20 protein-coding genes are annotated in these 26,197 nt (G+C 71.7%); 6 read left to right on the top strand and 14 right to left on the bottom strand.

Annotated elements, in window-relative coordinates:
• Positions 1 to 102: 102 nt before the first annotated feature.
• The 4 genes from JGS22_RS15580 to JGS22_RS15565 all read right to left on the bottom strand — a co-directional run bounded on the left by JGS22_RS15580 (position 103) and on the right by JGS22_RS15565 (position 3,817).
• On the bottom strand, positions 103 to 783 hold the full coding sequence (locus JGS22_RS15580; RefSeq protein WP_308405691.1) for an ATP-dependent Clp protease proteolytic subunit: 681 nt from the start codon (positions 781 to 783) through the stop codon (positions 103 to 105).
• Positions 784 to 851: 68 nt separating this feature from the next.
• Positions 852 to 1,460 (bottom strand): ATP-dependent Clp protease proteolytic subunit, encoded by a 609-nt coding sequence (locus tag JGS22_RS15575; RefSeq protein WP_211040781.1) that lies wholly within the window; start codon positions 1,458 to 1,460, stop codon positions 852 to 854.
• A gap of 346 nt (positions 1,461 to 1,806) precedes the next feature.
• Complete coding sequence (locus JGS22_RS15570) at positions 1,807 to 2,769, bottom strand: hypothetical protein (RefSeq protein WP_211040772.1); 963 nt, start codon at positions 2,767 to 2,769, stop codon at positions 1,807 to 1,809.
• Positions 2,770 to 2,863: 94 nt separating this feature from the next.
• Entirely contained in the window at positions 2,864 to 3,817 is a 954-nt protein-coding gene (locus JGS22_RS15565; protein ID WP_211040773.1) for a hypothetical protein, read from the bottom strand.
• Between the two features lie 226 nt (positions 3,818 to 4,043).
• Between JGS22_RS15565 and JGS22_RS15560 the strand changes: the two genes are divergently transcribed.
• The gene (locus JGS22_RS15560) at positions 4,044 to 6,677 is read left to right on the top strand and encodes a valine--tRNA ligase (protein WP_308405690.1); all 2,634 of its coding nucleotides are present in this window, start codon (positions 4,044 to 4,046) and stop codon (positions 6,675 to 6,677) included.
• Between the two features lie 207 nt (positions 6,678 to 6,884).
• Here JGS22_RS15560 and JGS22_RS15555 read toward each other — a convergent pair whose 3' ends face one another.
• Positions 6,885 to 7,496, bottom strand: coding sequence for a biotin transporter BioY (locus JGS22_RS15555; RefSeq protein ID WP_211040775.1), 612 nt, complete (start codon positions 7,494 to 7,496; stop codon positions 6,885 to 6,887).
• Positions 7,497 to 7,926: 430 nt separating this feature from the next.
• Here JGS22_RS15555 and JGS22_RS15550 point away from each other — a divergent pair, with 430 nt between their 5' ends.
• Together JGS22_RS15550 and JGS22_RS15545 are read left to right on the top strand one after the other, a co-directional pair.
• Positions 7,927 to 9,417: an amino acid permease gene (locus tag JGS22_RS15550; protein WP_211040776.1), complete on the top strand. Its 1,491-nt coding sequence runs from the start codon at positions 7,927 to 7,929 to the stop codon at positions 9,415 to 9,417.
• Positions 9,418 to 9,599: 182 nt separating this feature from the next.
• Positions 9,600 to 10,241: a superoxide dismutase gene (locus JGS22_RS15545; protein WP_211040777.1), complete on the top strand. Its 642-nt coding sequence runs from the start codon at positions 9,600 to 9,602 to the stop codon at positions 10,239 to 10,241.
• 397 nt (positions 10,242 to 10,638) lie between these two features.
• Here JGS22_RS15545 and JGS22_RS15540 read toward each other — a convergent pair whose 3' ends face one another.
• Positions 10,639 to 11,313 carry a mycothiol-dependent nitroreductase Rv2466c family protein gene (locus JGS22_RS15540; protein WP_308405689.1) on the bottom strand — a complete coding sequence of 225 codons (675 nt, stop codon included), beginning with the start codon at positions 11,311 to 11,313 and terminating at the stop codon, positions 10,639 to 10,641.
• 263 nt (positions 11,314 to 11,576) lie between these two features.
• Between JGS22_RS15540 and pepN (JGS22_RS15535) the strand changes: the two genes are divergently transcribed.
• Both pepN (JGS22_RS15535) and JGS22_RS15530 read left to right on the top strand, forming a co-directional pair.
• Positions 11,577 to 14,195, top strand: coding sequence for an aminopeptidase N (pepN, locus tag JGS22_RS15535; protein WP_211040778.1), 2,619 nt, complete (start codon positions 11,577 to 11,579; stop codon positions 14,193 to 14,195).
• A 240-nt stretch (positions 14,196 to 14,435) separates the two neighbouring features.
• Positions 14,436 to 15,446 (top strand): hypothetical protein, encoded by a 1,011-nt coding sequence (locus tag JGS22_RS15530; RefSeq protein WP_211040779.1) that lies wholly within the window; start codon positions 14,436 to 14,438, stop codon positions 15,444 to 15,446.
• Between the two features lie 213 nt (positions 15,447 to 15,659).
• Here the strand turns inward: JGS22_RS15530 and JGS22_RS15525 are convergent, their stop codons facing one another.
• Positions 15,660 to 17,201, bottom strand: coding sequence for a TIGR03767 family metallophosphoesterase (locus JGS22_RS15525; RefSeq protein ID WP_216815006.1), 1,542 nt, complete (start codon positions 17,199 to 17,201; stop codon positions 15,660 to 15,662).
• A 338-nt stretch (positions 17,202 to 17,539) separates the two neighbouring features.
• On the opposite strand from JGS22_RS15525, the gene pepN (JGS22_RS15520) reads away from it, so the two are divergent.
• Positions 17,540 to 20,128, top strand: a complete 2,589-nt coding sequence (gene pepN / locus JGS22_RS15520) for an aminopeptidase N (RefSeq protein WP_211042497.1) — start codon at positions 17,540 to 17,542, stop codon at positions 20,126 to 20,128.
• A gap of 423 nt (positions 20,129 to 20,551) precedes the next feature.
• Here pepN (JGS22_RS15520) and JGS22_RS15515 read toward each other — a convergent pair whose 3' ends face one another.
• The 7 genes from JGS22_RS15515 to JGS22_RS15485 form a co-directional block, all read right to left on the bottom strand.
• Positions 20,552 to 20,731: a hypothetical protein gene (locus JGS22_RS15515; RefSeq protein ID WP_236073981.1), complete on the bottom strand. Its 180-nt coding sequence runs from the start codon at positions 20,729 to 20,731 to the stop codon at positions 20,552 to 20,554.
• 302 nt (positions 20,732 to 21,033) lie between these two features.
• Positions 21,034 to 21,336, bottom strand: a complete 303-nt coding sequence (locus tag JGS22_RS15510; protein WP_211042495.1) for a hypothetical protein — start codon at positions 21,334 to 21,336, stop codon at positions 21,034 to 21,036.
• A gap of 59 nt (positions 21,337 to 21,395) precedes the next feature.
• The gene (locus tag JGS22_RS15505) at positions 21,396 to 21,545 is read right to left on the bottom strand and encodes a hypothetical protein (protein WP_211042494.1); all 150 of its coding nucleotides are present in this window, start codon (positions 21,543 to 21,545) and stop codon (positions 21,396 to 21,398) included.
• A 148-nt stretch (positions 21,546 to 21,693) separates the two neighbouring features.
• A complete protein-coding gene (locus JGS22_RS15500) occupies positions 21,694 to 22,278 on the bottom strand; it encodes a winged helix DNA-binding protein (protein WP_211042493.1) in 585 nt (194 codons plus the stop codon).
• Positions 22,279 to 22,465: 187 nt separating this feature from the next.
• Positions 22,466 to 23,575, bottom strand: coding sequence for an N-acetylglucosamine kinase (locus JGS22_RS15495; protein ID WP_211042492.1), 1,110 nt, complete (start codon positions 23,573 to 23,575; stop codon positions 22,466 to 22,468).
• The gene (locus JGS22_RS15490; RefSeq protein ID WP_211042491.1) at positions 23,566 to 24,849 is read right to left on the bottom strand and encodes a family 4 glycosyl hydrolase; all 1,284 of its coding nucleotides are present in this window, start codon (positions 24,847 to 24,849) and stop codon (positions 23,566 to 23,568) included. Before JGS22_RS15490 ends, JGS22_RS15495 begins: the two co-directional genes overlap by 10 nt.
• A 202-nt stretch (positions 24,850 to 25,051) precedes the next feature.
• The gene (locus tag JGS22_RS15485; RefSeq protein ID WP_211042498.1) at positions 25,052 to 25,975 is read right to left on the bottom strand and encodes a mechanosensitive ion channel family protein; all 924 of its coding nucleotides are present in this window, start codon (positions 25,973 to 25,975) and stop codon (positions 25,052 to 25,054) included.
• Positions 25,976 to 26,197 lie beyond the last annotated feature (222 nt).

Below are 26,197 nucleotides of genomic sequence, written 5' to 3'. Positions count from 1 at the left end.
GCCGGGGGCGGCACGACGCCGCCCCCGGCGGGGTCCACCTCGGTGAACGGCGCCGGGGGCGGCGTGGGGCCCTGTCTGGGCGTTGCTCCGCGGGACGGCCGCTCAGCGGGGAGCGTTGTCCAGCTTGCGGGTGCTCACGATCTGGTCGACCAGACCGTAGGCGAGCGCGTCCTCGGCGGTGAGGATCTTGTCGCGCTCGATGTCCTCGCTGACCTGCTCCACCGTCTTGCTGGAGTGGCGGGCGAGCAGCTCCTCCAGCTGGGTGCGCAGCCGCAGGATCTCGTTGGCGGCGATCTCCAGGTCGGAGAGCTGCTCACGGCCGGTCTGGGTGGACGGCTGGTGGATCAGCACACGGGCGTTGGGCAGCGCCATCCGCTTGCCGGGCGTACCGGCGGCGAGCAGCACGGCCGCGGCGGAGGCCGCCTGGCCCATGCAGACCGTCTGCACATCGGGCTTGACGAACTGCATCGTGTCGTAGATGGCGGTGAGCGCCGTCATCGAGCCGCCGGGGCTGTTGATGTAGATCGAGATGTCGCGGTCGGGGTCCATCGACTCCAGGCACAGCAGCTGCGCCATCACGTCGTTGGCCGAGGCGTCGTCGATCTGGACGCCGAGGAAGATCACGCGCTCTTCGAAGAGCTTGGCGTACGGGTCGTACTCGCGCACGCCCTGCGAGGTGCGCTCGACGAAGCGCGGCACCACGTAGCGGTTGTCGACCTGGGGTCCGGTGTAGAGGCCTGACGCGGAAGCGCCCGGGAAGTTGTTCATGGGGAAGTTCACCATCCTGGTGGCGTTCGAGTGGGCTGTGGCGGGAGCTCGGCCGGGGCCGACGGTCGGGCCTCGGCCGGGCCTCAGGAGGCGCCGGTGCCGCCGCCGCCCGGGACACCGGAGGCGGCGGAGATGATCTCGTCGAGCAGGCCGTACTCCTTGGCCTCCTCGGAGGTGAACCAGCGGTCCCGGTCACCGTCGCGGATGATCGTCTCCACGGTCTGGCCCGTGTGCCGTGCGGTGATCTCGGCCATGCGCTTCTTGGTGCGCAGCAGGTACTCGGCCTGGATCTTGATGTCCGAGGCGGTACCGCCCACGCCCGCCGAGCCCTGGTGCATCAGGATGTCGGTGTGCGGAAGCGCGAAGCGCTTGCCCGGCGTACCGCCCGTCAGCAGGAACTGGCCCATGGAGGCCGCCATGCCCATGCCGATGGTCACGACGTCGTTGGGGATGTACTGCATGGTGTCGTAGACGGCCATGCCGGCCGACACCGAGCCGCCGGGGCTGTTGATGTAGAGGTAGACGTCCTTGCTCGGGTCGGCGGCGAGGAGCAGCATCTGAGCAGTGATCTTGTTGGCGATCTCGTCGTCCACCTGCTGCCCGAGGAAGATGATCCGCTCGCCGAGCAGTCGGCTGTAGACCTGGTCGCCGAGGCCACCACCGATGAACGGCTCGCCGGCGGCGGAAGGCATCAGATTCGTCACGTATCCACCTGCTCGTCTCTGACGGCAACGCGCGCCGTCTCAGCGTCTGTCGCGGGCCGGGGTCCTCTGTGGTTGCGTCCGCTTCTCGCGGTGAACCGGGCTCCCCCGCCCTCGTCATTATGGTTATGGACCCTAACGCGCAGGGGGGCGAGAGCAATCCCGGACCGGTAGCTGTTCGCTGTGAGCGCAGGTCGGAAAGGGTGGGCGGGAACGGGACCGGACGGGTCCCGCGGGCCCTGCCCGCCGCAGCTCCCGAGGTGCCCGACGCCCGACGTGCCGGGCCGCCCGGGGCACAGGCTCCCGGGCAGCCGGCGGCGAGGGCTCGGGGCCCGGATCAGTCGGACTCGACCCGCGCCGCCTTGCGCAGCTCGGCGGCCTTCTTCGCGGCGTCCTCCGCCGACACGTCGCCGATGCCGCGGAACGGCGCGACCATGCCGATGGTGCTCTTGTCCCCCCAGATGCAGAACTGGGTGCGCTGGGTGTTGCCCGAGCCCATCGGATCGGTGTCCATCGCCTGGCACTTCATCACCGCACCGTCGAGGCCGGCCGGGGTGGCCTTCTGCGGACCGCCGATGATCTTGTCGTTGGCGCCGGCGGCCTTCTCGGCCTCCTTGACCCGCAGGTCGAGCAACTTGTCGACCGCGGCCTCGGGATCGGCGATGGTGCCCCAGGCCCCGCGGAAGATCAGCCCGTGGGCCTGCGCGAGCTTGCTCGGGTCGACGTTCTGGGGGTCGGACATGCCCTCCGACTGGTAGAAGCCTGCGGCGAACTGCGGGTTCTGCACGCCGGACTGCTTGACGGTGTCCTCGAAGTTGTCGCTCGGGCCGCCGAACCGGGACTCGCTCTGCGGGCTGCGAGTCAACTCGCCCAGAGTGGTGGGCGGTTCCAGCTTGTGCGGACCGTCGTCCACGGCCGCCGCGTCGGCACCCTTGGAGCCGTCCGAACCGTCCGTGCCCGCGGAGTTGCCGGACTCCGCCTTGTTCCCGTCCTCGGATCCGTCCTTGCCGCCGGTGGCGATGACGGCGCCGGCGACGATCGCCGCGACCAGCGCGACGGCGCCGACCGCGATGGCTATCGCCTTGGTGTTGCCGCCGGACTTCGGCGGCGGGTAGTCGCCCTGGGGCGGCTGGCCGTACGGGCCGGGCGCCTGCGGCTGCTGCGGGTAGCCGTACCCCGGCTGCCCCGGCGCGCCCCCCTGCGGCTGCTGACCGTACGGACCCGGCTGGCCCTGCGGCGGACCGTACGGGCCCGGCTGCTGCCCGTACGGGCCCTGCGGCGGCGGGGAGTTGAAACTCATGAGGTGGCTGCTCTCTGTGCGGGTGTCGGCGACGCGCTGCCGCCCGACGCGTCTGGTCGCGGCATCGTTGCGGACGGGGTCGGTCGGTCTTCGTTCACTGCTTGACGCGCGCGGCCTTGCGCAGCTCGGCGGCGTTCTTGGCAGTCTCCTCCTGGCTGACGGAACCGCCCGGCCGCAGCATGACCACCTGCCCGACGGTGCTCTTGTCGGCCCAGCCGCACATGACGGCGGTGCTGCCCGCCGCCTCCTGCTGGGTGAACTTCGCCGTCTGGCACTTCATCACCGCGCCGTCGAGCCCGTCGGGGCTGGCTTCCTTCGGGCTGCCCTCGAGCTGGACGCCCTGCTTGCCCGCGGTGTCGTCCTTCAGAAGCTTGTCCAGTGCCGTGGCGGGGTCGTCGATCTCGCCCCAGGCACCGTCGAACTGGATCACTGCCATGTTCCCCGCCGAGCTCGGGTCGGGCGGGCTGCCGGGGTCGAGGTTGGAGTAACTGCCCGACACGGCCTGGGCGTTCTTGACGCCGATCCGCTCCGCCTCCTTCTGCACCGCGGAAGCGCCCTCGGAGCCGCCGGGCTGCTGCTTGAACTCGCCGACGGACTGGGGCAGTTGGAGCTTGTGCGCGCCGTCGTCCTCGACCGCGCTGCTGCCGCCGCCGCCCTCGTCGTCGCCGCCGGTGGCGAGCACGATGCCGCCGATGATGGCTCCGACCACGACCACGGCGCCGATCACGATGCCGATCGTCTTGCCCTTGCCACCGCCGGCAGGAGGCGGCGTCGGGACACCGGGCTGACCGTACGGGCCGGGCTGGCCGTACGGGCCCGGCTGCTGGCCGTAGGGCTGCTGACCGTACGGGCCGGGCTGCTGCGGGTAGCCGGGACCGGGCTGCTGCTGGCCGTACGGGCCGGGCTGCTGGCCGTAACCGCCCTGTTGCGGCTGGCCGTACGGGCCGGGCGCCTGCGGCTGCTGCGGGTAGCCGTACCCCGGCTGCCCCGGCGCGCCCCCCTGCGGCTGCTGACCGTACGGACCCGGCGGCGGCTGGTTGAAACTCATGGCGCTTCCCTCCCTGGGCATGCAGCGGGGCATGCGTGTCCACGACGCGCGCGCACGCCGTCTTCTGTGATGCGGATGTCGGTGGTCGGAACTTCCCTGCGGAACGAGCCGCGCGATGACGCGTACACGGCCGTCCCCACACATCCTTCCGGACGACGGCCCGGCGTCCTACACCGGGCACCAAACCGATTCGAGACTGCTACATCCACGCCATTACACTGCCGTCGTGACCGACGAGACTCAGCAGCGCCCCCAGGGCGCCAACAGCGACCCCGCAGATCTGCCGACCCAGTACGCGCCGGCCGAGGTAGAGGGGAAGCTGTACGAACGCTGGGTGGAGCGCGGCTACTTCGAGGCTGACGCCACGAGCAGCAAGCCCCCGTACACCGTCGTCATCCCCCCGCCGAACGTCACCGGCAGCCTGCACCTGGGCCACGCCTTCGAGCACACGCTGATCGACGCGCTCACCCGCCGCAAGCGGATGCAGGGGTACGAGACGCTGTGGCAGCCCGGCATGGACCACGCGGGCATCGCCACCCAGAACGTGGTGGAGCGGGAGCTCGCCAAGGAGGGCACCTCCCGCCACGATCTGGGACGCGAGGCGTTCGTCGAGCGCGTCTGGCAGTGGAAGGCGGAGTCCGGCGGGCAGATCTCCGGGCAGATGCGCCGCCTCGGCGACGGCGTCGACTGGTCGCGCGAGCGCTTCACCATGGACGAGGGACTCTCCAAGTCCGTCCAGACCATCTTCAAGCGGCTCTTCGACGACGGTCTGATCTATCGCGCCGAGCGCATCATCAACTGGTGCCCGCGCTGCCTGACCGCGATCTCCGACATCGAGGTCGAGTACGCCGACGAGGACGGCGAGCTGGTCTCGATCCGGTACGGCGAGGGCGAGGACTCGCTGGTCGTCGCCACCACCCGCGCCGAGACGATGCTCGGCGACACCGCCGTCGCGGTGCACCCGGACGACGAGCGGTACGCCCATCTCGTCGGCAGGACCGTCAAGTTGCCGCTGACCGACCGCGCCATCCCGGTCGTGGCGGACAGCCACGTCGACCCGGAGTTCGGCACCGGCGCGGTCAAGGTGACCCCGGCGCACGACCCGAACGACTTCGAGATCGGCCGCCGGCACGGCCTGCCGAACCTGACCGTCATGGACGAGCACGCGGTGATCACCGCGCCCGGCCCGTTCCAGGGCCAGGACCGACTGGAGGCGCGCTCGGCGATCGTCGGCGCACTGCGTGCCGAGGGCCGGATCGTCGCGGAGAAGCGCCCGTACAACCACTCGGTGGGCCACTGCTCGAGGTGCAAGACGACGATCGAGCCGCGGCTCTCGCTCCAGTGGTGGGTGAAGACCGGTCCGTTGGCGCAGGCGGCGGGCGACGCGGTGCGCGACGGCCGCGTCGCGATCCACCCCAAGGAGATGGAGTCCCGCTACTTCGGCTGGGTCGACAACCTCCACGACTGGTGCATCTCGCGGCAGTTGTGGTGGGGCCACCGGATTCCGGTCTGGTACGGGCCGGACGGCGAGGTCGTCTGCGTCGGTCCGGACGAGGAGCCGCCGAGCGATGAGGGCTGGTACCAGGACAGCGATGTGCTGGACACCTGGTTCTCCTCCGGGCTGTGGCCGTTCTCCACGCTCGGCTGGCCGGAGCAGACCGACAGCCTCGGCCGCTTCTATCCGAACTCGGTCCTGGTCACCGGCTACGACATCCTCTTCTTCTGGGTCGCCCGGATGATGATGTTCGGTCTGTACGCGATGGACGGCACCCCGCCGTTCCACACGATCGTGCTGCACGGCATGGTCCGCGACCAGTTCGGCAAGAAGATGTCCAAGTCGTTCGGCAACGCGGTCAACCCGCTGGACTGGATGGACAGTTACGGCTCGGACGCGCTGCGCTTCACGCTGGCGCGCGGCGCCAACCCCGGTGTGGACGTGCCGATCGGCGAGGACTGGGTCCAGGCCTCGCGGAACTTCGCCAACAAGGTCTGGAACGCCACCCGTTTCGCCCTGATCAACGGCGCCACCGTGGGCGGACCGCTGCCCGCGCCCGAGGAGATGTCGGCCGCGGACCGCTGGATCCTCTCCCGGCTGAACTCGGTCGTCGCCGAGACGGACGCGCAGTACGAGGACTACCAGTTCGCCAAACTCTCCGACGCCCTCTACCACTTCGCGTGGGACGAGGTCTTCGACTGGTACGTCGAGCTCTCCAAGACGACGTTCTTTGCCGGCGGCCGTCCGGCCGAGGTCTCCGGGCGGGTCCTCGGCGAGGTGCTGGACGTGCTGCTGCGGCTGCTGCACCCGGTGATGCCGTTCGTCACCGAGACGCTCTGGACGACGCTGACCGGCGGGGAGTCGCTGGTGATCGCCGACTGGCCCAAGGACAGCGGCTTCCGGGACGGGGAAGCGGAGCAGGAGCTCGCGGACGTGCAGGAGGCAGTCACCGAGGTGCGCCGCTTCCGCGCGGACCAGGGCCTCCAGCCCGGCCAGCGGGTGCCGGCCCGGATGACGCTGGAGGGCACGGCGCTGGCGGCACACGAGGAGGCCATCCGCTCACTGCTGCGGCTCCAGCCGGCCGGCGAGGACTTCTCGGTGACGGCCTCTCTGCCGGTCGCCAAGGCTCTGGTCGAGCTGGACCTCTCCGGTGCGATCGACTTCGCGGCCGAGCGCAAGCGGCTGGAGAAGGACCTGGCCGCCGCCGAGAAGGAGCTGAAGCAGACCACCGCGAAGCTCGGCAACGAGGGCTTCCTCGGCAAGGCGCCCGAGCAGGTCGTCGACAAGATCCGCGACCGGCAGGCCGCGGCGGGCGCCGACATCACACGCATCCGGACCCAGCTGGAGAACCTGCCCCAGGGCTGAGCGAGCGCGGCAGGATCGAACGAAGGCCGGTACGACGGGAGTTGCCGTCGTACCGGCCTTCGTGTGTCTCACGCTGTACCCGCGGCCCACGTGCGCGCGCCTGCCCGCGGGCTCGGCGGGCGGGCGTACGGGCCGTCTGCACCCGGCGCGCAGCGCCTCGACCGGGTCGGCCGGGCCTCGTTCGGTGGCCCGTCCGGGCGGGGGCGGTCAGCCGCGGTCGCCGAGCAGCTTCCAGGCGGTCGGCAGCACGCCCATGGCCAGCGCCGCCTTCAACACGTCGCCGATCAGGAACGGCACCAGACCCGCGGCGAGCGCCTCGGTCAGCCCCATGCCGGTCGCCAGCGCGAGGTAGGGGACACCGACGCTGTAGATGATCGCCGTACCCACCGCCATCGTGCCGACCGTGCGCAACATGCTGCGGTCGCCCCCGCGCCGGGCCAGCGAGCCGACCACTGCGGCGGCGAGCAGCATGCCGAGCAGATAGCCGAAGGACGGCATCGCGGCACCGTGCGACATCTCGGCGAACCACGGCATCCCTGCGACGCCGGCGACGACGTAGAGCGAGAGGGAGGCAACGGCTCGACTGGTGCCGAGTCCGGCGCCGAGCAGCAGTGCGGCGAAGGTCTGGCCGGTCACCGGCACCGGGGAGCCGGGGATGGGCAGTGCGATCTGGGCGGCGGCGCCGGTGAGGGCAGCACCGCCGACGACCAGCGCGACGTTCCGCAGCAGCGTGCGGGGTGAGGTGGTCGCAGGAAGCAGATCAGCGAGCACGGCTCCGGGCCGTATCGGTGCTGCGGTCGTCAGGGCGCTGGCGCTCATGAGGGCTCCGAGGGATGCGGTTGCGGTCGGTGGCCGATGCCGGCCCACCCGGTGGTTCGGGGACGTGCGGGGCGGACCGGTCGGATCGTGACCGACGCTAGCGGGTCGGGCGCGCGTACGGAGCGCGGGTCCCCGACAAAGCGCCGGCGCTCGCGTTATCGGCTCGAGTTATCGGATGGCCTGCGGCAGAGGTGCGGGAGGGGGAGCCGTACGGGACGGCCGGGACCGGGGTGAGCGCGGCGGGCGGTGCGGCAGCGGGCCGACGGGCCGCGGCGGGCCGTGCGTTCGGAGCATGCGGTGTGGTCCGGGTGCGGGGACAGTGAGCTGTGTCATTGATAGGTCCACACATCTCCGGCCACACTGGCCGGTGATCCGGAGCCATCGCCTCCGTCTCGTCTCCCCTTCCCGCGCCTCCCCCACCTGGAAGTCCATGTCTCCCTCGCAGGCCCGGAGTCGGAACGGCTCCACCGGCCCTGACGGCGTTCCGCCCCAAGGCAACCGAGCGGGCGACTCGTCCGCGCTCACCCACGGACTCAAGCAGCGCCATCTGTCGATGATCGCGCTGGGCGGCGTGATCGGCGCAGGCCTGTTCGTCGGGTCCGGCGCCGGCATCGCGGCGGCCGGCCCCTCGATCGTGCTGGCCTTCGCCGCCTCCGGGCTGTTGGTCATGCTGGTGATGCGGATGCTCGGCGAGATGTCCGCCGCCCATCCGTCCTCCGGCTCCTTCTCGGTGCACGCCGAACGCGCACTCGGGCCCTGGGCGGGCTTCACCGCGGGCTGGATCTTCTGGATGCTGCTGTGCGTCGCCGTCGCCGTGGAGGCGATCGGGGCGGCGGACATCATGCAGACGTGGTTCCCGGACACCGCCTCCTGGATGTGGGTGGCGCTGTTCATGGCGGTCTTCTGTGCGACCAACCTCGCCTCGGTCCGCAACTTCGGCGAGTACGAGTTCTGGTTCGCCGCGCTGAAGGTCTTCGCGATCGTCTCGTTCCTGGTGCTCGGGGTGCTGGCCATCGCGGGGCTGCTGCCGGGCAGCGACTCCCCCGGCAGCACCAACCTCACCGGTCAGGGCGGCTTCTTCCCCAACGGAACCGACGGACTGATCGTCGGCCTGCTGGCGTCGATCTTCGCCTACGGCGGTCTGGAGACCGTCACCATCGCCGCGGCCGAGTCCGAGGACCCGGTGCGCGGCGTCGCCAAGGCCGTGCGCACCGCGATGTGGCGGATCGCCGTGTTCTACGTCGGCTCGATGCTGGTCATCGTCAGCCTGATCCCGTGGGACGACGCATCCGTGCTGGAGGGACCGTACGCCGCGGTGCTGGACCACCTCGACATCCCGGCGGCCGGCGAGATCATGAAGGTCGTGGTGCTGATCGCCCTGCTGTCCGCGATGAACGCCAACATCTACGGCGCCTCCCGGATGTCGTACTCGCTGGTCGCGCGCGGCGAGGGCCCGGCGTTCCTGGGCCGGATCAGCGGCGGGGTGCCGCGGCGCACGGTCGTGGCCTCCTCCACCTTCGGCTTCTTCGCGGTGCTGCTCAGCTACTGGTGGCCGGAGACGGTCTTCACCTGGCTGCTCAACATGGTCGGCGCCGCGGTGCTGGTCGTGTGGGGCTTCATCGCGTTCTCCCAACTGCGCACCCGGCGGCGGCTGGAGCGCGAGTCGCCGGAGAAGCTGGTGGTGCGCATGTGGGCGTTCCCCGTGCTGACCTGGGTGGCGATCGTCGGCATGGCCGGCGTACTGCTGCTGATGCTCCGCGACGGCGAGACCCGGGTACAGCTCTTCTGCACCGCGGGCCTGACGGTCGCGCTCGCCGTCACGGGCTGGGTGCGCCAGCGCCGCGCAGCCCGCGTGCGGACCGTCGGTGGCGGGGATGCGCAGGCCGTCGAAGAGCCGCCGGCCCCGCAGGAGCGGGACTGACACCCGCGCGTACGCGGCGGCCAACTCCCCCGCGTACGTGCGCAGTAGACCGTTCGGGCCGACTCACCGTCCGGGTGACGGGGCGACACCTCACCGAGGGGTCGCCCCGCTGCCGTCGGCGTTGCTGCTGATAACGTCGCCCTGCAAGCGATGTGCATTAACGTTCGGAGGGGAACAAGCGCATGGCCACCTATTCGCTGCCCGAGCTCCCGTATGACTACTCCTCCTTGGAGCCGGTCATCACCGGAGAGATCATCGAGCTCCACCACGACAAGCACCACGCCGCCTACGTGAAGGGTGCCAACGACACCCTGGAGCAGCTGGCGGAGGCCCGGGACAAGGACTCCTGGGGCGCGATCAACGGCCTGGAGAAGAACCTGGCCTTCCACCTCTCCGGTCATATCCTGCACTCCATCTACTGGCAGAACATGACCGGTGACGGCGGCGGCGAGCCGCTGGACAAGGACGGCACGGGCGAGCTGGCCGACGCCATCGCCGAGTCGTTCGGCTCCTTCGCCAAGTTCAAGGCCCAGCTGACCAAGGCCTCTGCCACCACGCAGGGTTCGGGCTGGGGCGTTCTCGCCTACGAGCCGGTCAGCGGCCGTCTCATCGTCGAGCAGGTCTACGACCACCAGGGCAACGTCGGCCAGGGCTCTGTCCCGATCCTGGTCTTCGACGCCTGGGAGCACGCCTTCTACCTCCAGTACCGGAACCAGAAGGTGGACTTCATCGACGCGATGTGGGCCGTCGTCAACTGGCAGGACGTCTCTGCCCGTTACAGCGCGGCGAAGCAGCGCGCGAACAGCCTGATCATCGCGCCGTAACACCGCCCGCGACGGCGCTGCCCGTCTGCCGGGGCTGGGCGTGGCCCACGGCGGACGGGACGCCGCACGGCGGCATCCTCGGACACCGCGCCGAACAGGCGGACGCCTCGAACGCGGTGACCGCGGTGACCGGAACATCCGCGAAGGGGACCCCCGGAAAGCTCCGGGGGTCCCCTTCGTCGTGCCCGGCCGGGCACGCCCTCGGCGGGGCCGAGAGGCCTGCCGCGGCCTTTGCGCTTTCCGCGAGCGACCGGTTCTGAAGCAGTCCCAGCACTCTGCGGGCAGCCGGGAAGCCCGACGCGCGACGGAGGCGGAACGCACCCCCTCACAGGCACGTGCCGCCTCCCCCGCGGGCCGGGCAGTCCCTCGCCCCCCGCGGACGGATCAGTGGGAGAACTCAGTCGAAGGACGGCTCTGCGTCGCGGGTGCGCTTCAGCTCGTAGAAGCCCGGGGTGCCGGCGACCAGCAGGGTGCCGTCCCACAGCCGGGCCGCCGCCTCACCGCGGGGCGCGGGCGTGACGACCGGCCCGAAGAAGGCGAGCTGCTCGCCGTCCGCGCCCGGCACGGCGATCACCGGGGTGCCGACGTCCTGGCCGACCAGCTCGATGCCGCGACGGTGGGACTCGCGCAGCGCCGCGTCGTACTCGGTCGACTCCATCGCCTCGATCAGCTCCGGGTCCAGGCCCACGTCCTGCAACGCGCCGGCGACCATCTCACGGCCGCGACCCTGGCCCTCGTTGTGGATGCGGGTGCCGAGCGCGGTGTACAGCGGGCCGAGGACCTCGCTGCCGTACTTCTGCTCGGCGGCGATGCACACCCGCACCGGGCCCCAGCCCTCTGCCATCAGGGCGCGGTAGCGCTCGGGCATCTCCTCCAGCCGGTCCTCGTTGAGCACGGACAGGCTCATCACGTGCCAGCGGACCTCGACCGGGCGGACCTGCTCCACCTCCAGCATCCACCGGGAGGTCAGCCACGCCCACGGGCACAGGGGGTCGAACCAGAAATCCGCGGGGACCTTCCCGGTGTCTGCCGAACCGGCTGCGCTCTCGGCGCCGACTGCACTCTGGACCACGATCTCTCCTTCGGAGGGAACATCACGAAGACTCGGACTCGTCACGGCTGTCTCACAACAGTTGTACGACTAACAACCGCCGCCCGCACGGTCATTCCCGCCGCGCCGGAAGTATCCGGCGCCACCCCGGGAGAAGGCCGCCGGCGCCCTCGAACGGACCTCGCGCCGGCCCGGTCGCAGGGGTTCAAGGCCACCTCGGCAGCGGTCGGACGCCATGACATGCTGACCCCGGATGTTCGCGATGCGAGACGAGGAGCCCCGTTGTGCCCGGAGAGAACCTGACCCGTGACGAGGCCCGGAAGCGGGCCGAGCTGCTGAGTGTGGACGGGTACGAGGTGGTGCTCGACCTGGGCGCCGCCGTGGCGCCGCCGCCGGCCGAGGGGCCGCGGACTTTCCGTTCGACGACCACGATCCGCTTCCGCAGCGCGCTGCCCGGCGCCTCCAGTTTCGTCGATCTGGTCGCTCCGCACGTCCACTCGGCGACGCTCAACGGCAAGTCGCTCAACGTCGACCGGGCCTTCGACGGGACCCGGCTCCGGCTGGACGACCTCGCCGCGGTCAACGAGCTGACGGTGGACGCCCGTTGCGCCTACAGCCGCACCGGCGAGGGCCTGCACCACTTCGTCGACCCGGAGGACGGCGAGACCTACCTCTACACCCAGTACGAACCGGCCGACGCCCGCCGGGTTTTCGCCAACTTCGAGCAGCCCGACCTCAAGGCGCCGTTCGACTTCACCGTGATCGCGCCCCGGCACTGGACGGTGCTCAGCAACAGCGAGCGAGTGGGCGAGCCGGAGCCTCTGGACGGCGGCGACAGCGGGGACACCGCACGCTGGACCTTCGGCACGACCCAGCCGATCTCCACCTACATCACCGCCGTGGTCGCCGGGCCGTACCACCGGGTCACCGACAGCTACAAGCGCTCCTTCCCCGACGGCAGCACGCTGGAGATCCCGCTCGGCGCGCTCTGTCGCAAGGGCCTGGCCAAGCACTTCGACCACGAGGAGATCTTCGAGGTCACCAAGCAGGGCCTGGACTTCTTCCACGACCACTTCGACTACCCGTATCCCTTCGGGAAGTACGACCAGGCGTTCGTGCCGGAGTACAACATCGGCGCCATGGAGAACCCGGGCTGTGTCACCTTCCGCGAGGAGTTCGTCTTCCGCGGCAAGGTCACCCAGGCCTCCTACGAGAGCCGTGCGAACGTCATCCTGCACGAGATGGCGCACATGTGGTTCGGCGATCTGGTCACCATGGCCTGGTGGGACGACCTGTGGCTCAAGGAGTCCTTCGCGGATTTCATGGGCGCCTTCGCCCTGGTCGGCGCCACCCGCTTCAACAACGGCTGGGTGACCTTCGCCAACAACCGCAAGGCGTGGGCCTACCGCGCCGACCAGCTGCCCTCCACCCACCCGATCACCGCCGACATCACCGATCTGGAGGCGGCCAAGCTCAACTTCGACGGCATCACCTACGCCAAGGGCGCCTCGGTGCTCAAGCAGCTGGTGGCCTACGTGGGCGAGGAGGCGTTCCTGGAGGGCGCCCGGCGCTACTTCAAGCGGCACGCCTGGGGCAACACCCGGCTGACCGACCTGCTCTCCGCGCTGACCGAGACCTCGGGCCGCGATCTGGAGGAGTGGTCGCGCGCCTGGCTCCAGACCGCCGGCGTCAACACCCTGACGCCGCAGGTCTCCTGCGACGCAGAGGGCCGGATCACCGAGCTGGCCGTGCTCCAGGCGCCCGCCGAGGGCGAGGCAATGGACCCCGTGCTGCGCCCGCACCGCGTCCAGGTCGGGCTCTACCGCACCGAGGGCGGGGCGCTGGTGCGGTACGCAGGCGCCGGCGTCGACGTCGTCGGCGCCCGTACGGCGGTGGCGGAGCTGGCCGGCGCCGAGCGCCCCGAGCTGGTCCTGGTCAACGACGAGGACCTCACCTACGCCAAGACCCGGCTGGACGAGGTCTCGCTGGCGACGCTGGTGGACCGGCTGGGCTCGGTGAGCGACCCGCTGGCCCGGGCGCTGTGCTGGTCGGCGCTGTGGAACCTCACCCGGGACGGGCTGATGCCGGCCCGCGAGTTCCTCGGCTTCGTGCTGCGTTTCGGCGGCAGGGAGAGCGACATCGGAGTGCTCCAGATGCTGCACGCCTGGTCCCGTACCGCGCTGGGCCACTACACGGCGCAGGAGCACCGGGGCACTGCCGAGCGGCAGCTCTCCGAGGGCGCGCTCCGGCTGCTGCGCGAGGCCGACCCCGGCAGCGGCCATCAGCTGGCCTGGGCCCGGTTCTTCGCCTCGGTGGCGAGCGGGCCGGAGGAACTGCGCCTGCTGCGGGGGCTGTTGGACGGCAAGGAGAAGGTGGCGGGCCTGAAGGTCGACCAGGAGCTGCGGTGGGCGTTCCTGAGCCCGCTGGTCGCCGAGGGTGCGGCAGGCGAGGCGGAGATCGCAGCCGAGCTGTCCCGCGACGACACCGCCTCCGGCAAGCGGCACCAGGTGCGCTGCCTGGCGGCGCGGCCATCCGCAGAGGTCAAGGAACAGGCCTGGTCGGCGGTGGTCGACTCGGACGCGCTGTCCAACGCGCTCGTCGGCGCCACCCTCGCCGGCTTCGACCCGGGCGGACAGCGGGAGCTGCTGGCCCCCTTCGTACCGCGGTACTTCGCCGCGCTGGAGAAGGTGTGGGCGGAGCGTTCCATCGAGATCGCGATGGCCGTCGTACGCGGCATGTTCCCGATGGCCCAGGGCGACGAGGCGACGCTCGCGGCGACGGACGCCTGGCTGCGGGAGACCGAGGGCAGTGCGGCGCCGGCGCTTCGCAGGCTGGTGTGGGAGTCGCGGGACGATCTGGCGCGTGCGCTGCGCGCCCGCCGGTGCGACGCCTCGGCCGTCTGACGGACCGACGCGGCGTCCGGGCGCCCTGGCAGCAGAGCGCCGGCAGCGCGGCGTTCGGGCGCGCGGCGCCGGCGTCCCCCTGATCACCCACTCAACTCCCGTACGTGCGTACGGGAGTTGAGTGCTTTCGGCGGAGGGTCAGGGCGTGTTCCGGGCAGCTTGAGGACAGGGAGGTCCGGGTTCGTTGACGAATCTGTAACAGCGCGAGAGGGCCGGTGTGCACGCGGGCATCGCACAGTCATGGCCCACGAGACCCCGCTCCCTCCCCGCTCCGCGAACCGGCCCCGCAACGACGACACCACCGTCGTCACCGCGGCCGTGCTGCGCGCCCAGGGCGTCAGCGCCGCCGCCGTGCGCGACCTCTGCCGCACCGGCGGCCCGTGGCAGGCGCCGCTGCCCGGCGTCTACCTCCTGCACCCGGACGAACCCACCGAACAGGAACGACTGCGCGCGGTGCTGCTCTACGCGGAGGGCGACGGCTCACGGGTACCGGAGCAGGGCGGGCGGCCGGTCCTCAGCGGCCTGGCCGCCCTCGCGCTGTACGGCTTCCGCTCGGCGCCGCCGATCGCCGCGCTGGAGCGGATCGAGGTGCTGGTGCCGCGGAGCAGGCGCGCACGCTCCTCGGGATGGGCGCGGATCGTCCACGTGCCCCGGCTGCCCCCGGCCCAGGAGGTGGAAGGGCTGCCCCTCGCCCCGGTGGCCAGGGCCCTCGCCGACGCGGTCGCCGGGCTCACCGAGCCGGCCGAGGTGCATCGGCTGCTCGCCGAGGCGGTGCGCGCACGGCACTGCGAATCGGCGGAGATCGTACGGGAGTTGCGGCGCGGCCGGCTGCTGGCCCGGCCCCAGGTGGTCGACGCTGTGGACACCCTGCTTGCCGAGGGCCGCGCGGTCGCGGAGAGCCGGCTGTACGCGCTGGTGCGCGAGGGGGCGCTGCCGCAGCCGTGCTGGAACGTGGAGCTGCGGCAGCCGGGCGGGCCCTCCCTCGGGGCGTTCGACGCGTACTGGCCGGAGCACCGGGTGGCCGTGGAGCTCGACGCCTGCGGGCCGGCCCGCGACCGGGCCGGCAGCACCTTGTGGCCCCCGCGCACCCGGCAGCGCACAACGGCTTCTGAGCTGGGAGTCACGGTGCTCGGTCTGACGCCCGACCGGCTGCGCGAGGAGCCGCGGCAGCTCGCCGCCGTGCTGCGCACCGCGCTGATGACGGCGCACGAGCGCGGGAGCGCCGCGGAGGTGCTGGTACTGCCCCGCTGACCCGGCCGGCCCGCCGACCGGCCCGCCGCGTACGACCTGACCCGGCGGCCGTGCGCCGTGGCCGTGCGCCGTGGCCGTGCGCCGTGGCCGGATGCCGGGTGGTGGGACGACGCCGGAACCGTACGGCTGCGGGGTCGGACAAGGGTGGGGACGCGGATACGGGCCGGCGGCGGGCGGACCGGCAGCGTACGGGCGGGCGGGCACGTACGGCGTTCAGCTGCGGCGGATCAGGAGTTCGGTGTTGCGGTCGGTGGCGCTGCCGGCGAGCGTGCTGCGCGCGCCGGGTGCGTTGTGCGCCAACTCCCGATAGAGCGAGGCCAGTTCGACGCGGTTCGAGGTGCCGGTCGTGGTCCGGGCAGGTGCGGCGGACTCGATGAGCGTGGTGAACAGCGAGTAGCTCCCGTCGCGGTTGTCGGTGACCTCCACGACGCGCGCGAGCTGGGGGAAGTCCACGTGCGAGGCGGTGGACACCTCCCAGAAGCCGCGGTGCGCGGTGACGGCGTTCTTGTGGCTGTGCCCGTTGACCCAGGCCAGCACGTGCGGATGCCGACCCAGGAGCTCCAGGAGCTGGTCGCCGCCGTCCGGCGTGCTGGCGCTGGTGTGGTGGCTGAAGACCAGCACAGGAGTGTCGCGGTGCGCGCGCAACTCGCGTTCGAGCCAACGCAGTTGGGCAGCGCCGACAGCGCCGGTGTAGTGCCCGCCCGGGCGGGTGGTGTCCAGGCTGATGCCGATCAGGTCGTCGCTGATCCGGAAGGAGTAGTAGAGCCGGTCCTCGGCGAGGTTGGCCTCGGTGTAGCCGTGTCCGCGCGGCCCCGCGCCGGTGTACCGGCTGTGCAGATGGGCACGTACGTACTCGGCGGCGGTGAAGGGGGCGCGCGCCGGATCGGGGGTCACCGTACGGGCGTTGCGGGCGTACTCCTTGAGGAGCGCGGTGAACTGCTCACCGCGCGGGTCGCCGCCCTCACGCACCCGGCGCCAGAGTGTGGCGCTGACCTCCCGGGGCAGCTCCATCAACTTGCGGTCGCCGACGGCGAGATCGGCGAAGAAGCCGTCCCCCGAGGCGTAACAACCGCCCGGCAGGGTGTCGTGGTTGCCGACCGTGGAGTACCAGGGGATGGTCAGCCCGGGGCTGGTGAGCCGGCGGGTCGCGGCGGTCAGCAGCCCGTCGACGCGGGGGTAGCCGAGCTTCTTGTCGGCGTCCCCCAGCGTGCTCTCGGGGTGCCAGTAGAGCGGCAGGCCGGAGTTCTGGACGCCCTCGTAGCCGCGCGGATCACCGGTGTTGGGGGTGATGCGACCGCCGCTCATCGCGGTGAGGTACCAGTCGAGCTCGGCCCGGGAGTTGTTGTCGGTGTTGTCGCCCGTGGTGACCACACAGTCCAGCGGGGCGCCGGTGGCGGGGCCGTGGCGGAGCGCGTTGACCCGGTCGATCAGCGAGAGGGCTCCGTGCACCGAGAGGGTCTCCTGCGGACGCCAGGCGCTCGCCGTCTCCGCGCGCAGGTACTCGTGCCGCAGCGGGTGCTGGGTGTCGACGATGTGCAGGTCGGTGAATTGCACGAAGGCGGCGAGGGTCGTACGCCTCTCCTCGCGCCCGCCGCCCGCCGGGGCGAGCTCCTCGCGCACCTCCCGCGTCCAGCCCGGGCCTTCGGTGAGCCTCCGGTAGCTGCCGTCCCCCCGGACGCCGTCCGCGACCGCCGCGCCGGCGGTCAACAGGGTGCGTCGGTTGAGGGGCTCGGGGCTGTTCTGGCTGCGAGGCATGTCGCTCTCCGGTACGAAGCGGCAGCTGGCAGAGGGCTGTTGCCCCCCTTTCGCATGCTTGGCTTCGGCGGTGGCGCTGCGTTGAACTCGACGGGAACGTCAGCGTGCCATCTGTCTGCGCGCCCGGCGGCAGGCAGACCCCGCGATCACGGCCTGCGTGCAGCCTGCCCACGGCCCGCGCGCAGGGGGTGGAACGGCGCGGCGGGGCGGGCCCGGGGACGGCGGCGCCGAGAGGGACTGCACAGATGTGCCTGTGGCACTGGCAAGGACCGTTCGAGGGGGTGGCGTGGAAGGATGGCCGGCACCGCTGGCAACCGCCCGAAGGATGGAGACACCACGTGCCTGGCACCAATCTGACCCGCGACGAGGCCCGCGAGCGCGCCCGGTTGCTGACCGTGGACGCGTACGAGATCGAGCTGGACCTCTCCGGCGCGCAGGAGGGCGGCACGTTCCGCTCGGTGACGCGGGTCCGGTTCGAGGCCGGCGAGAGCGCCGACACTTTCATCGACCTGGTCGCGCCCTCGGTGCGCGAGGTCGTGCTCAACGGAGCGCCGCTGGACGCGGACACCGTCTTCGCCGACTCCCGGATCGCGCTGCCGTCCGTACAGACGGGGCCGAACGAGCTGACGGTCGTGGCCGACTGCGCGTACACCAACACGGGTGAGGGGCTGCACCGGTTCGTCGACCCGGTGGACCAGCAGGCCTATCTGTACACCCAGTTCGAGGTGCCGGACGCCCGGCGGGTCTTCGCCAACTTCGAGCAGCCGGACCTCAAGGCGACGTTCCGCTTCACCGTCACCGCCCCCGAGGGGTGGACGGTGATCTCCAACTCGCCGACGCCCGAACCGGCCGACCGCGTCTGGGCGTTCGCCCCCACCCCGCGGATCTCCAGCTACATCACCGCACTGATCCTCGGCCCGTACCACTCGGTGCACAGCAGCTGGGAGGCCTCCGACGGCAGCGGTCGCAGCGTGCCGCTGGCGATCTACTGCCGGCCCTCGCTCGCCGAGTTCCTGGACTCCGAGGCGATCTTCGACGTCACCCGGCAGGGCTTCGACTGGTTCGAGGAGAAGTTCGACTTCCCCTACCCCTTCGAGAAGTACGACCAGCTCTTCGTCCCCGAGTTCAACGCGGGCGCCATGGAGAACGCGGGCGCGGTGACCATCCGTGACCAGTACGTCTTCCGCTCCAAGGTGACCGACGCCGCCTACGAGGTGCGCGCCGAGACCATCCTGCACGAGCTGGCGCACATGTGGTTCGGCGACCTGGTCACCATGGAGTGGTGGAACGACCTGTGGCTGAACGAGTCGTTCGCCACCTACACCTCCATCGCCTGCCAGGCGTACGCCCCCGGCAGCCGCTGGCCGGACGCCTGGACCAGCTTCGCCAACCAGATGAAGACCTGGGCCTACCGGCAGGACCAACTGCCCTCCACGCACCCGATCATGGCCGAGATCCGCGATCTGGACGATGTGCTGGTCAACTTCGACGGCATCACCTACGCCAAGGGCGCCTCGGTGCTCAAGCAGCTGGTGGCCTACGTCGGCACCGATGAGTTCTTCCGCGGCGTGCAGGCCTACTTCAAGCGGCACGCCTGGGGCAACACCCGGCTGAACGACCTGCTGGTCGCGCTGGAGGAGACCTCCGGCCGCGATCTGTCGGCCTGGTCGAAGGCGTGGCTGGAGACCGCCGGCATCAACGTGCTGCGGCCGGAGATCGAAACCGCCGCGGACGGCACCGTCACCTCCTTCGCGGTCCGCCAGGAGGCACCCGCGCTGCCCGAGGGCGCCAAGGGCACCCCGACGCTGCGCCCGCACCGCATCGCCGTGGGCCTCTACGAGCTCCGGGACGGCAAGCTGGTGCGCACCGACCGCATCGAGCTGGACGTGGACGGCGAGTCGACCGAGGTGCCGCAGCTGGTGGGCCGGGCCCGCCCCGCGGTCGTCCTGCTCAACGACGACGACCTCTCGTACGCCAAGGTCCGCCTGGACGCCGATTCGTTGGCCGTGGTCACCGAGCATCTCGGCGACTTCGCCGAGTCCCTGCCGCGCGCACTGTGCTGGGCGTCCGCCTGGGACATGACCCGGGACGGCGAACTGGCGACCAGGGACTACCTGGAGCTGGTGATCTCCGGTATCGCCAAGGAGACCGACATCGGTGTGGTGCAGACCCTGCTGCGGCAGGTCAAGCTCGCACTCGACCTGTACGCGGCGCCGGAGTGGCGCGAGGAGGGCCTGGCCCGCTGGAGCGGAGTGGCGCTCGATCAGTTGCGCGCGGCCTCCCCGGGCAGCGACCACCAACTGGCCTGGGCCCGGGCGCTGTCGGCGACGGCCCGCACCGACGAGCAGCTTGCCCTGCTCGCCGGGCTGCTCGACGGAAGCGAAATTCTCGACGGCCTGGCGGTCGACACCGACCTGCGCTGGACGCTCCTGGTCCGTCTCGCGGCGACCGGCCGGGCCGACGACGCGGCGATCGCCGCCGAACTGGAGCGGGACCCCACCTCGGCCGGTGAGCTGCACGCCGCGACCGCGAAGGCCGCCCGTCCCACCGCGGAGGCCAAGGCCGAGGCCTGGGCGCAGGTGGTGGACTCCGACAAGCTGCCCAACTCGCGCCAGGAGGCGGTGATCGGCGGCTTCGTCCAGACCGACCAGCGCGAGCTGCTGGCGCCGTACGCGGACCGGTACTTCGAGTCGCTGCGCGGAGTCTGGGAGTCGCGCAGCCACGAGATGGCCCAGCAGATCGCGGTGGGGCTCTACCCGACCGTGCAGGTGTCGCCGAGCACGCTGGAGGCGACGGACGAGTGGCTGCGCGCCCAGGGCGAGGCCAACGCGGGGCTGCGCAGGCTGGTCACCGAATCGAGGGCCGGCGTGGAGCGGGCGCTGAAGGCGCAGGCCGCCGACGCCGCAGCGGCTGACCACAGCGGCTGACCGGGAGACCGGGAGAGCGACGGGCGCGGTACGGGGCGGAGTTCCGGCCGGTACCGCGCCCGTCGCGTTCCGGGCCGCCGTCGCGTTCCGAGCGGCCGGCGGCGGTCAGTGACCAGTGCGCCCGGCGATCCGATCGGCGGGCGGCCCGCGGTCAGCGCAAGGCGGCGGCGGGAGCTGTGGCGCCTTCCGCCCGGCGAGCGCGAACGGCAGGCGGGCGGGGCGGGCAGCACAACGCGCGCCGACGCCGACCCTTGGGTCTGCGGGGCGCGCGAGGGGTGATCCCGTGAGGCGTGGCCGGGACACCGGACGCCGACAGCCGGTGCGTGGCCGACCGGCGTACGCGATCAGCCGCGTTCCGGGCGGTCGGCGACGGCCGCGCACGGTCGGCCGATGCCGGCCGGCGGCGTCAGCAGGTGTACGCGGTCAGCCGGTCTTCTTGCGGGACTTGTCACCGAGCATGGTGAGGCCCGCGATCAACAGGAAGAGGAGCACGGGGGCCACCACGAACAGACCGACCGTCTCGGCGATGCTCAGCCCGGCACCCGGGTCGTCGCCGTCGTCCGGCCTGGCGGCCAGGGCGGTGGGGGAAGACATCAGCAGCATCAGCGTCGTACCGACGGTGACGGCTCCGGCTCGCACAGCATTCTTGTTGACCACGGTTCCAAACTAGCGAACGCCCCAGAGCGCCGCACCGCCGGGGTACCCCTGGGGCAGGCGGCGTCGAGCGAGGCGGCCACACCCTGGCAGACGCCGGCACGGCAGCGCGCCGGAGCCTCGGCCCGCCGCGCACCGGCGGCGGGGGCGTGTACACACAGCTGCGACCACCGCGCCCGGACGAGCGGACGTGGTGGTCGCGAAGAGCGGGAGGAGAAGCGGCGCGACGCGGACGGGCGGCGCCTGCTGTCTCAGTAAGCGGCGTCCATGCTGCCGCGCCCGTCGGAGTAGAGGGCGGCGCCGGTCGGCTCGCTGGTGAGCGGAAGCTCGGCGATGGGCGACTCGCTGGTCAGCGGCGCCTCGTCGGCGAGCGGCGGCTCGGAGGTGAGGGGTGCGTCGGCCCAGTCACCGTAGGAGGTGCCCTCGAGGCCGGAGTCGTAGCTGGGAAGGAGCTCGGCGAGCAGGCGTTTGGAGGGGTCGCCGTCCTCGGCCTTGCCGGCCTGTTTCGGCAGCGGAACGACGGTGGAGACGAGGAGTTCGGCGGACGCGGCCACGACGGGCCTCCGTTCGTTGACGGTGAAGGACAAGAGCTGACTACCCAATGCTCACCCGCTCATCCTCGATCCGGCGAATATCCGGACCAGAAGGTGTCGTACGTCACGTTCTCCTCCTTGGCGGCGAATTGCCGGTTCAGGCCAACGAGAACCGCCGGAGCATTCGGCAAACAGTGCTTCTGCACGAAGATTTTACGTGCTTCGACCATCGAACTCCTGCCCACTCAGCAGCACTGGGCGGTGACCGTGCGCAACCTCCTTGACAGTGGCGGGGGTTGTGCCCCCTCGGAACGAAGTCGTCCGGCGACGGAAGGAGAGAGGCGCAGCGGTCGCGCCCCACGGAGCGGATCCGGCCGGTCACGGAGCGAAGGAGGTGTCACCGCCCGTGTTGGCGATCATGCGCCGCAGCACCCGCAGGGTCAGCACGTACTCCTCGTCGCTGACGCCCGCCCGGGCTTCGGCGAGAGTCGCCGGAATGACCTCGCCCATCAGCTTCGCGCGCAGCCCCCGACCCCGGGCGGTGAGCACCAGCCGGCCCTCGACCTCCTCCAGCAGCCCGGCCGCCACGACCTCGTCGACCGCCGGGCCGAGCACGGCGTCGTCGAGGAAGGGGCGGCTCTCGGCGATCACCCGCACGATCTCCTCACGCGTGAGACCCCCTCCCTCCGCCGCGCCCTCGGCTCCGGCCCGGTAGAGGACCCACCAGTTGCGCTGCGCGAGACCGAACCGCCCGACGGCACGGTTGATCCGGGCGACGATCGCCGCGGAGGCGGCGCCGCTCCAGTAGCCCATGGGCTGGCCCAGCAGCTCGGCATCGGAGAACGTCTCGGCGAACTCTCCCGCGGCACTCGCGGGGAGGCGTCCGGCCGGGCCCTCCCCGGAGCTCGCCGCGGGCTTCGCGGGGAAGCCCCCGGAGACGGCCGCGGCGTTGACGGCGTTCATGGTCGCCCCTCTCGATCTGCGGCACTCCCGCGCTGCGGGGCCGCGGTGACTCGATCCGGGTTCCACGCTAGAAGTTGAACTTCGGTTGAAGTCAACTGCCGGACAACGACGCCGAGTCGGGGGCGGGGCGCAAGCCCGGGCAGCCCGTCCGGGACGACACCGTCCCGGACGTGACCGACGAGGCTGCCTACGCCCCGCGCGCGGCACCCCCGGGCTGGGGGCCCTCGGAGGCGGTGTCCCCGTACGCCGTCCGCAGTCGGCCGTGCGCGGCGGCCTCGGCGCCCGCCGCGTCCAGGGCGAGCAGCCCGGCGCCGAGGACCGGGGGCGCGGTGACGACGCGGGCGGAGGCGTACGGGGCCCGCTCGGCGAGTCGCTCCAACAACGCGTCGTGCAGCAGCGGATGGCGCGCGGCGACAACGCTGCCGCCGAGCAGCACCGGGGTGGGCACCCGGCTCAGTTCCAACCGGTCCAGCGTCACGGTCACCAGCGCCACCAACTCCTCGGCCTGGCGCAGGACGATCCCGTGGGCGATCCGGTCACCCTGCGCCGCGACGTCGAAGAGCACCGGCGCCGCCTCGTGCCGCCGCTCGGCGCCGAGACCACCGAGGTGGAAGGCGGCGATCAGCTCGGCCATCGTGGTCAGGCCGTAGTGCGCGGGCAGGGCGCGGGCGAGCACGGTGTCCGCGCCCCGGCCGTCCTCGGCGCGGGCGGCGTGCCAGATCGCGGAGTCGGCGAGACCGCCCCCTCCGCCCCAGTCGCCGGAGAGCGCGCCGAGCGCGGCGAAGCGGTGGACCCTGCCGTCGGCGCGCTGCCCCGCGCAGTTGATACCGGCGCCACAGACGACCGCGACGCCCTGCGGCGGGCGGCCGTCGTCGTCCAGTCCGGCACGCAGGATCGCGAAGGTGTCGTTGGCGACCTCCGTACGGGCGCCCCAACGGCGTTCCGCCAGGGCGTCGCGCAGGGCTACCTCCTCCTGCGGCAGATCGGCGTTGGCGAGGCAGGCGGTGACACCCGTGATCACGGGCCCGCCGGCCTCGGTGAGAGCGCGTTCCACGATGCCCTGGAGCACGTCGACGGCGGCCTCCGTACCGACGGCCTGCGGACGGAACCCGCCGCCGCGGGCGCCCGCGAGCAGCGTCCCGTCCGCGGCGATCACGGCGGCGTCGGTCTTGGTGTTGCCCGCGTCCAGCGCGAGCACGGCCGCCGCCGTCGCCTCCGGGGCGACCGGCCCCGAGACGGACGAGGCCGACGCGGCCGACGCGGCCGACGCGGCCGACGGACGATCGCTCACAGCCACGGCAGATGTTCCTTGTTGTGCGCCAGCAGCCGGTCGGTCAGGGTCTCGGCACGGTCGTACTGGCCGATCAGCGGATGGGAGAGCAGCGCGGAGAAGACCCGGTCGCGCCCTCCGCGCAACGCCGCGTCCAGCGCCAGGCGCTCGTACGCCGTGACGGAGCTGATCAGCCCCGCGTACAGCGGGTCGATGTCCGGCGCGGGCAGCGGAACGACCCCTCGCGCGGACACCTCGGCCGGGACCTCGACGACGGCGTCGTCGGGCAGGAAGGGCAGGGTGCCGTCGTTGCGCACGTTGACGACCTGCACACCGGCGCCGCCGTCCTGGGTGCCGAGCAGCGAGGCGGCCAGCGCGACGGCGGCCTCGGAGTAGAACGCGCCGCCGCGCTTGGCGAGCAGCTCGGGCTTCTCGTCCAGCTCGGGGTCCGCGTACATCCGCAGCAACTCGGCCTCCATGGCGGCGACTTCGGCCGCCCGGGAGGGCTTGTCGTGCAGCTCGCGCACCACCGCGTCGTGGGAGTAGAAGTAGCGCAGATAGTAGGAGGGAACGACGCCGAGGCGGTCCAGCAGCGGCCTGGGCAGCCGCAGGTCCTCGGCCAGCCGCTCGCCGTGCGCGGCCAGCAGTTCGGGCAGTACGTCCCGGCCGCCGGCACCGCCGCCCTCGGGGGCGAGCTGTACGCCGAACTCCCAGGTCAGATGGTTCAGTCCGTAGTGCCCGAGCCGGAGCCGTTCGGGGCCGACACCGAGCAGCCCGGCGAACTTGCGCTGGAGGCCGATGGCGACGTTGCACAGCCCGACGGCCTTGTGCCCCTCCTCCAGCAGCGCCCTGGTGACGATGCCGACGGGGTTGGTGAAGTCGATGATCCAGGCGTCCGGGTTCGCCCGGCGGACCCGCTCGGCGATGTCCAACACCACCGGAACGGTACGCAGCGCCTTGGCGAGCCCGCCGGCGCCCGTCGTCTCCTGCCCGACGCAGCCGCACTCCAGCGGCCAGCTCTCGTCCTGCTGCCGTGCGGCCTGGCCGCCGACCCGGAGTTGGAGGAGCACGGCGTCGGCATCGGCCACCGCGGCGTCCGGATCGGTCGTGGTGCGGACGACTCCGGGGTGGTCCTGACGGGCGAAGATGCGCCGGGCCAGTCCACCGACGAGCTCCAGTCGCTCCTCGTGGGGGTCGGTGAGGACGAGCTCGCTGATCGGCAGAGTTCCGCGCAGCCTGGCGAAGCCGTCGATCAGTTCCGGGGTGTAGGTGGACCCGCCGCCCACCACCGCGAGTTTCATGGGTACTTGGCTCCCGTCCGGGTACGGAGCGCGCCCGCCGCTGTCGAGCCGGGCCGTGGTCTCGCGCCGTACACAGGGCCACCGCACCGCATCCGGGCCCCAGTTGTCTAGACCTTACCCAGGCCGTGCCGCCAAGCGGCCGTCTCCTGCGCCCAGCGGCCGTCCCGTGCTGAGCGTCCGTCCCGTGCCCGTGCTGAGCGGTTCAGCGGCCGTCCACGCTTTCGTCGACCAGCTTGCGCAGCCGCACCGCCTCGCCGTCGACGACGCGTACGCCCTGGGCGTCCAGCGCGTGCTTGATGCGCCAGCGCAGCTCCCGCTCCACCGGCTTGACCTGGCCCGGCATCACCTTCGCCGAGACCCGCACGACCATGGAGTCGAGGGTGACCGACTCCAGTCCGAGCATCTCGACCCGGTCCCAGAGCTTCTCGTCCCACGGCGGCGAGGCGGCGAAGTCGCGGCCGGCGGACTCGATCGTCTCGCGCACCTTCTCCAGCGGCTCCCCCGCGCCCACCTCCACGTCGACGGCGGCGGTGGACCAGCCCTGGCTGAGGTTTCCGACCCGCCGGATCTCCCCGTTGCGGACGTACCAGACCTCGCCGTCGTCGCCGCGGAGCTTGGTCACCCGCAGCCCGATCTCCAGGACGACGCCGGTGGCCTCACCCGCGTCGATCCGGTCGCCGACGCCGTACTGGTCCTCCAGCAGGATGAACATTCCGGTCAGCACGTCGGTGACCAGGTTGCGCGCACCGAAGCCGAGCGCGACACCGGCCACACCCGCGCTGGCCAGCAGGGGGCCCAGGCTGATCTCGAAGACCGACAGCACGGTGAGCGCGGCTGTGCCGAGAATGAGGAAGGAGGAGACGCTGCGCAGGATCGAGCCGATCGCCTCCGAGCGCTGACGCCGGCGCTCGGCGTTGACCAGCAGTCCGCCGAACGTGTTCCCCGCGTTGTCGGCGGAGCGGTTCATCCGGGCGACGAGGCGGGTGATCGTACGGCGGACGACCGTTTTCAGCACCAGCGCGATCACCACGATCAGCGCGATGCGCAGACCGGCCGCGAGCCAGCCCTCCCAGTTGTTCTGCACCCAGCCGGCGAAGTCGTTCGCGCGCACCTGGGCATCCTCCATCGAGTTCACGCCGACACCCTAGGCCGGGGAAATGTGCCGTAACCCCGGGGATGGTCGCGAGCTGGCCGGATTGCTGTGGGTTTGGCCGGAGATTTGACCAGAGGCCCTCTCCCTGTGTCCGAAAACACGCGAGGCCCATTACCTGATCGTGGTGGCCAGCGGGCCGACCTGGGGACACACTGGGGGAGATCGTCCCGGCGCGAGCCACGCGCCGCAGACGTA

This window comes from Streptomyces tardus, assembly GCF_018101125.2.
GTDB lineage: Bacteria > Actinomycetota > Actinomycetes > Streptomycetales > Streptomycetaceae > Streptomyces > Streptomyces tardus.
This window is presented reverse-complemented; position numbering and strand designations above follow the sequence as displayed.

Bases quoted from the DNA above. Each gene is read 5' to 3' on its own strand.
- JGS22_RS15580 (WP_308405691.1), bottom strand. From the start codon at position 783: ATGGTGAACTTCCCCATGAACAACTTCCCGGGCGCTTCCGCGTCAGGC.
- JGS22_RS15575 (WP_211040781.1), bottom strand. From the start codon at position 1,460: ATGCCTTCCGCCGCCGGCGAGCCGTTCATCGGTGGTGGCCTCGGCGAC.
- JGS22_RS15570 (WP_211040772.1), bottom strand. From the start codon at position 2,769: ATGAGTTTCAACTCCCCGCCGCCGCAGGGCCCGTACGGGCAGCAGCCG.
- JGS22_RS15565 (WP_211040773.1), bottom strand. From the start codon at position 3,817: ATGAGTTTCAACCAGCCGCCGCCGGGTCCGTACGGTCAGCAGCCGCAG.
- JGS22_RS15555 (WP_211040775.1), bottom strand. From the start codon at position 7,496: ATGAGCGCCAGCGCCCTGACGACCGCAGCACCGATACGGCCCGGAGCC.
- JGS22_RS15550 (WP_211040776.1), top strand. From the start codon at position 7,927: ATGTCTCCCTCGCAGGCCCGGAGTCGGAACGGCTCCACCGGCCCTGAC.
- JGS22_RS15545 (WP_211040777.1), top strand. From the start codon at position 9,600: ATGGCCACCTATTCGCTGCCCGAGCTCCCGTATGACTACTCCTCCTTG.
- JGS22_RS15530 (WP_211040779.1), top strand. From the start codon at position 14,436: ATGGCCCACGAGACCCCGCTCCCTCCCCGCTCCGCGAACCGGCCCCGC.
- JGS22_RS15525 (WP_216815006.1), bottom strand. From the start codon at position 17,201: ATGCCTCGCAGCCAGAACAGCCCCGAGCCCCTCAACCGACGCACCCTG.
- JGS22_RS15515 (WP_236073981.1), bottom strand. From the start codon at position 20,731: ATGCTGCTGATGTCTTCCCCCACCGCCCTGGCCGCCAGGCCGGACGAC.
- JGS22_RS15505 (WP_211042494.1), bottom strand. From the start codon at position 21,545: ATGGTCGAAGCACGTAAAATCTTCGTGCAGAAGCACTGTTTGCCGAAT.
- JGS22_RS15500 (WP_211042493.1), bottom strand. From the start codon at position 22,278: ATGAACGCCGTCAACGCCGCGGCCGTCTCCGGGGGCTTCCCCGCGAAG.
- JGS22_RS15490 (WP_211042491.1), bottom strand. From the start codon at position 24,849: ATGAAACTCGCGGTGGTGGGCGGCGGGTCCACCTACACCCCGGAACTG.
- JGS22_RS15485 (WP_211042498.1), bottom strand. From the start codon at position 25,975: ATGGAGGATGCCCAGGTGCGCGCGAACGACTTCGCCGGCTGGGTGCAG.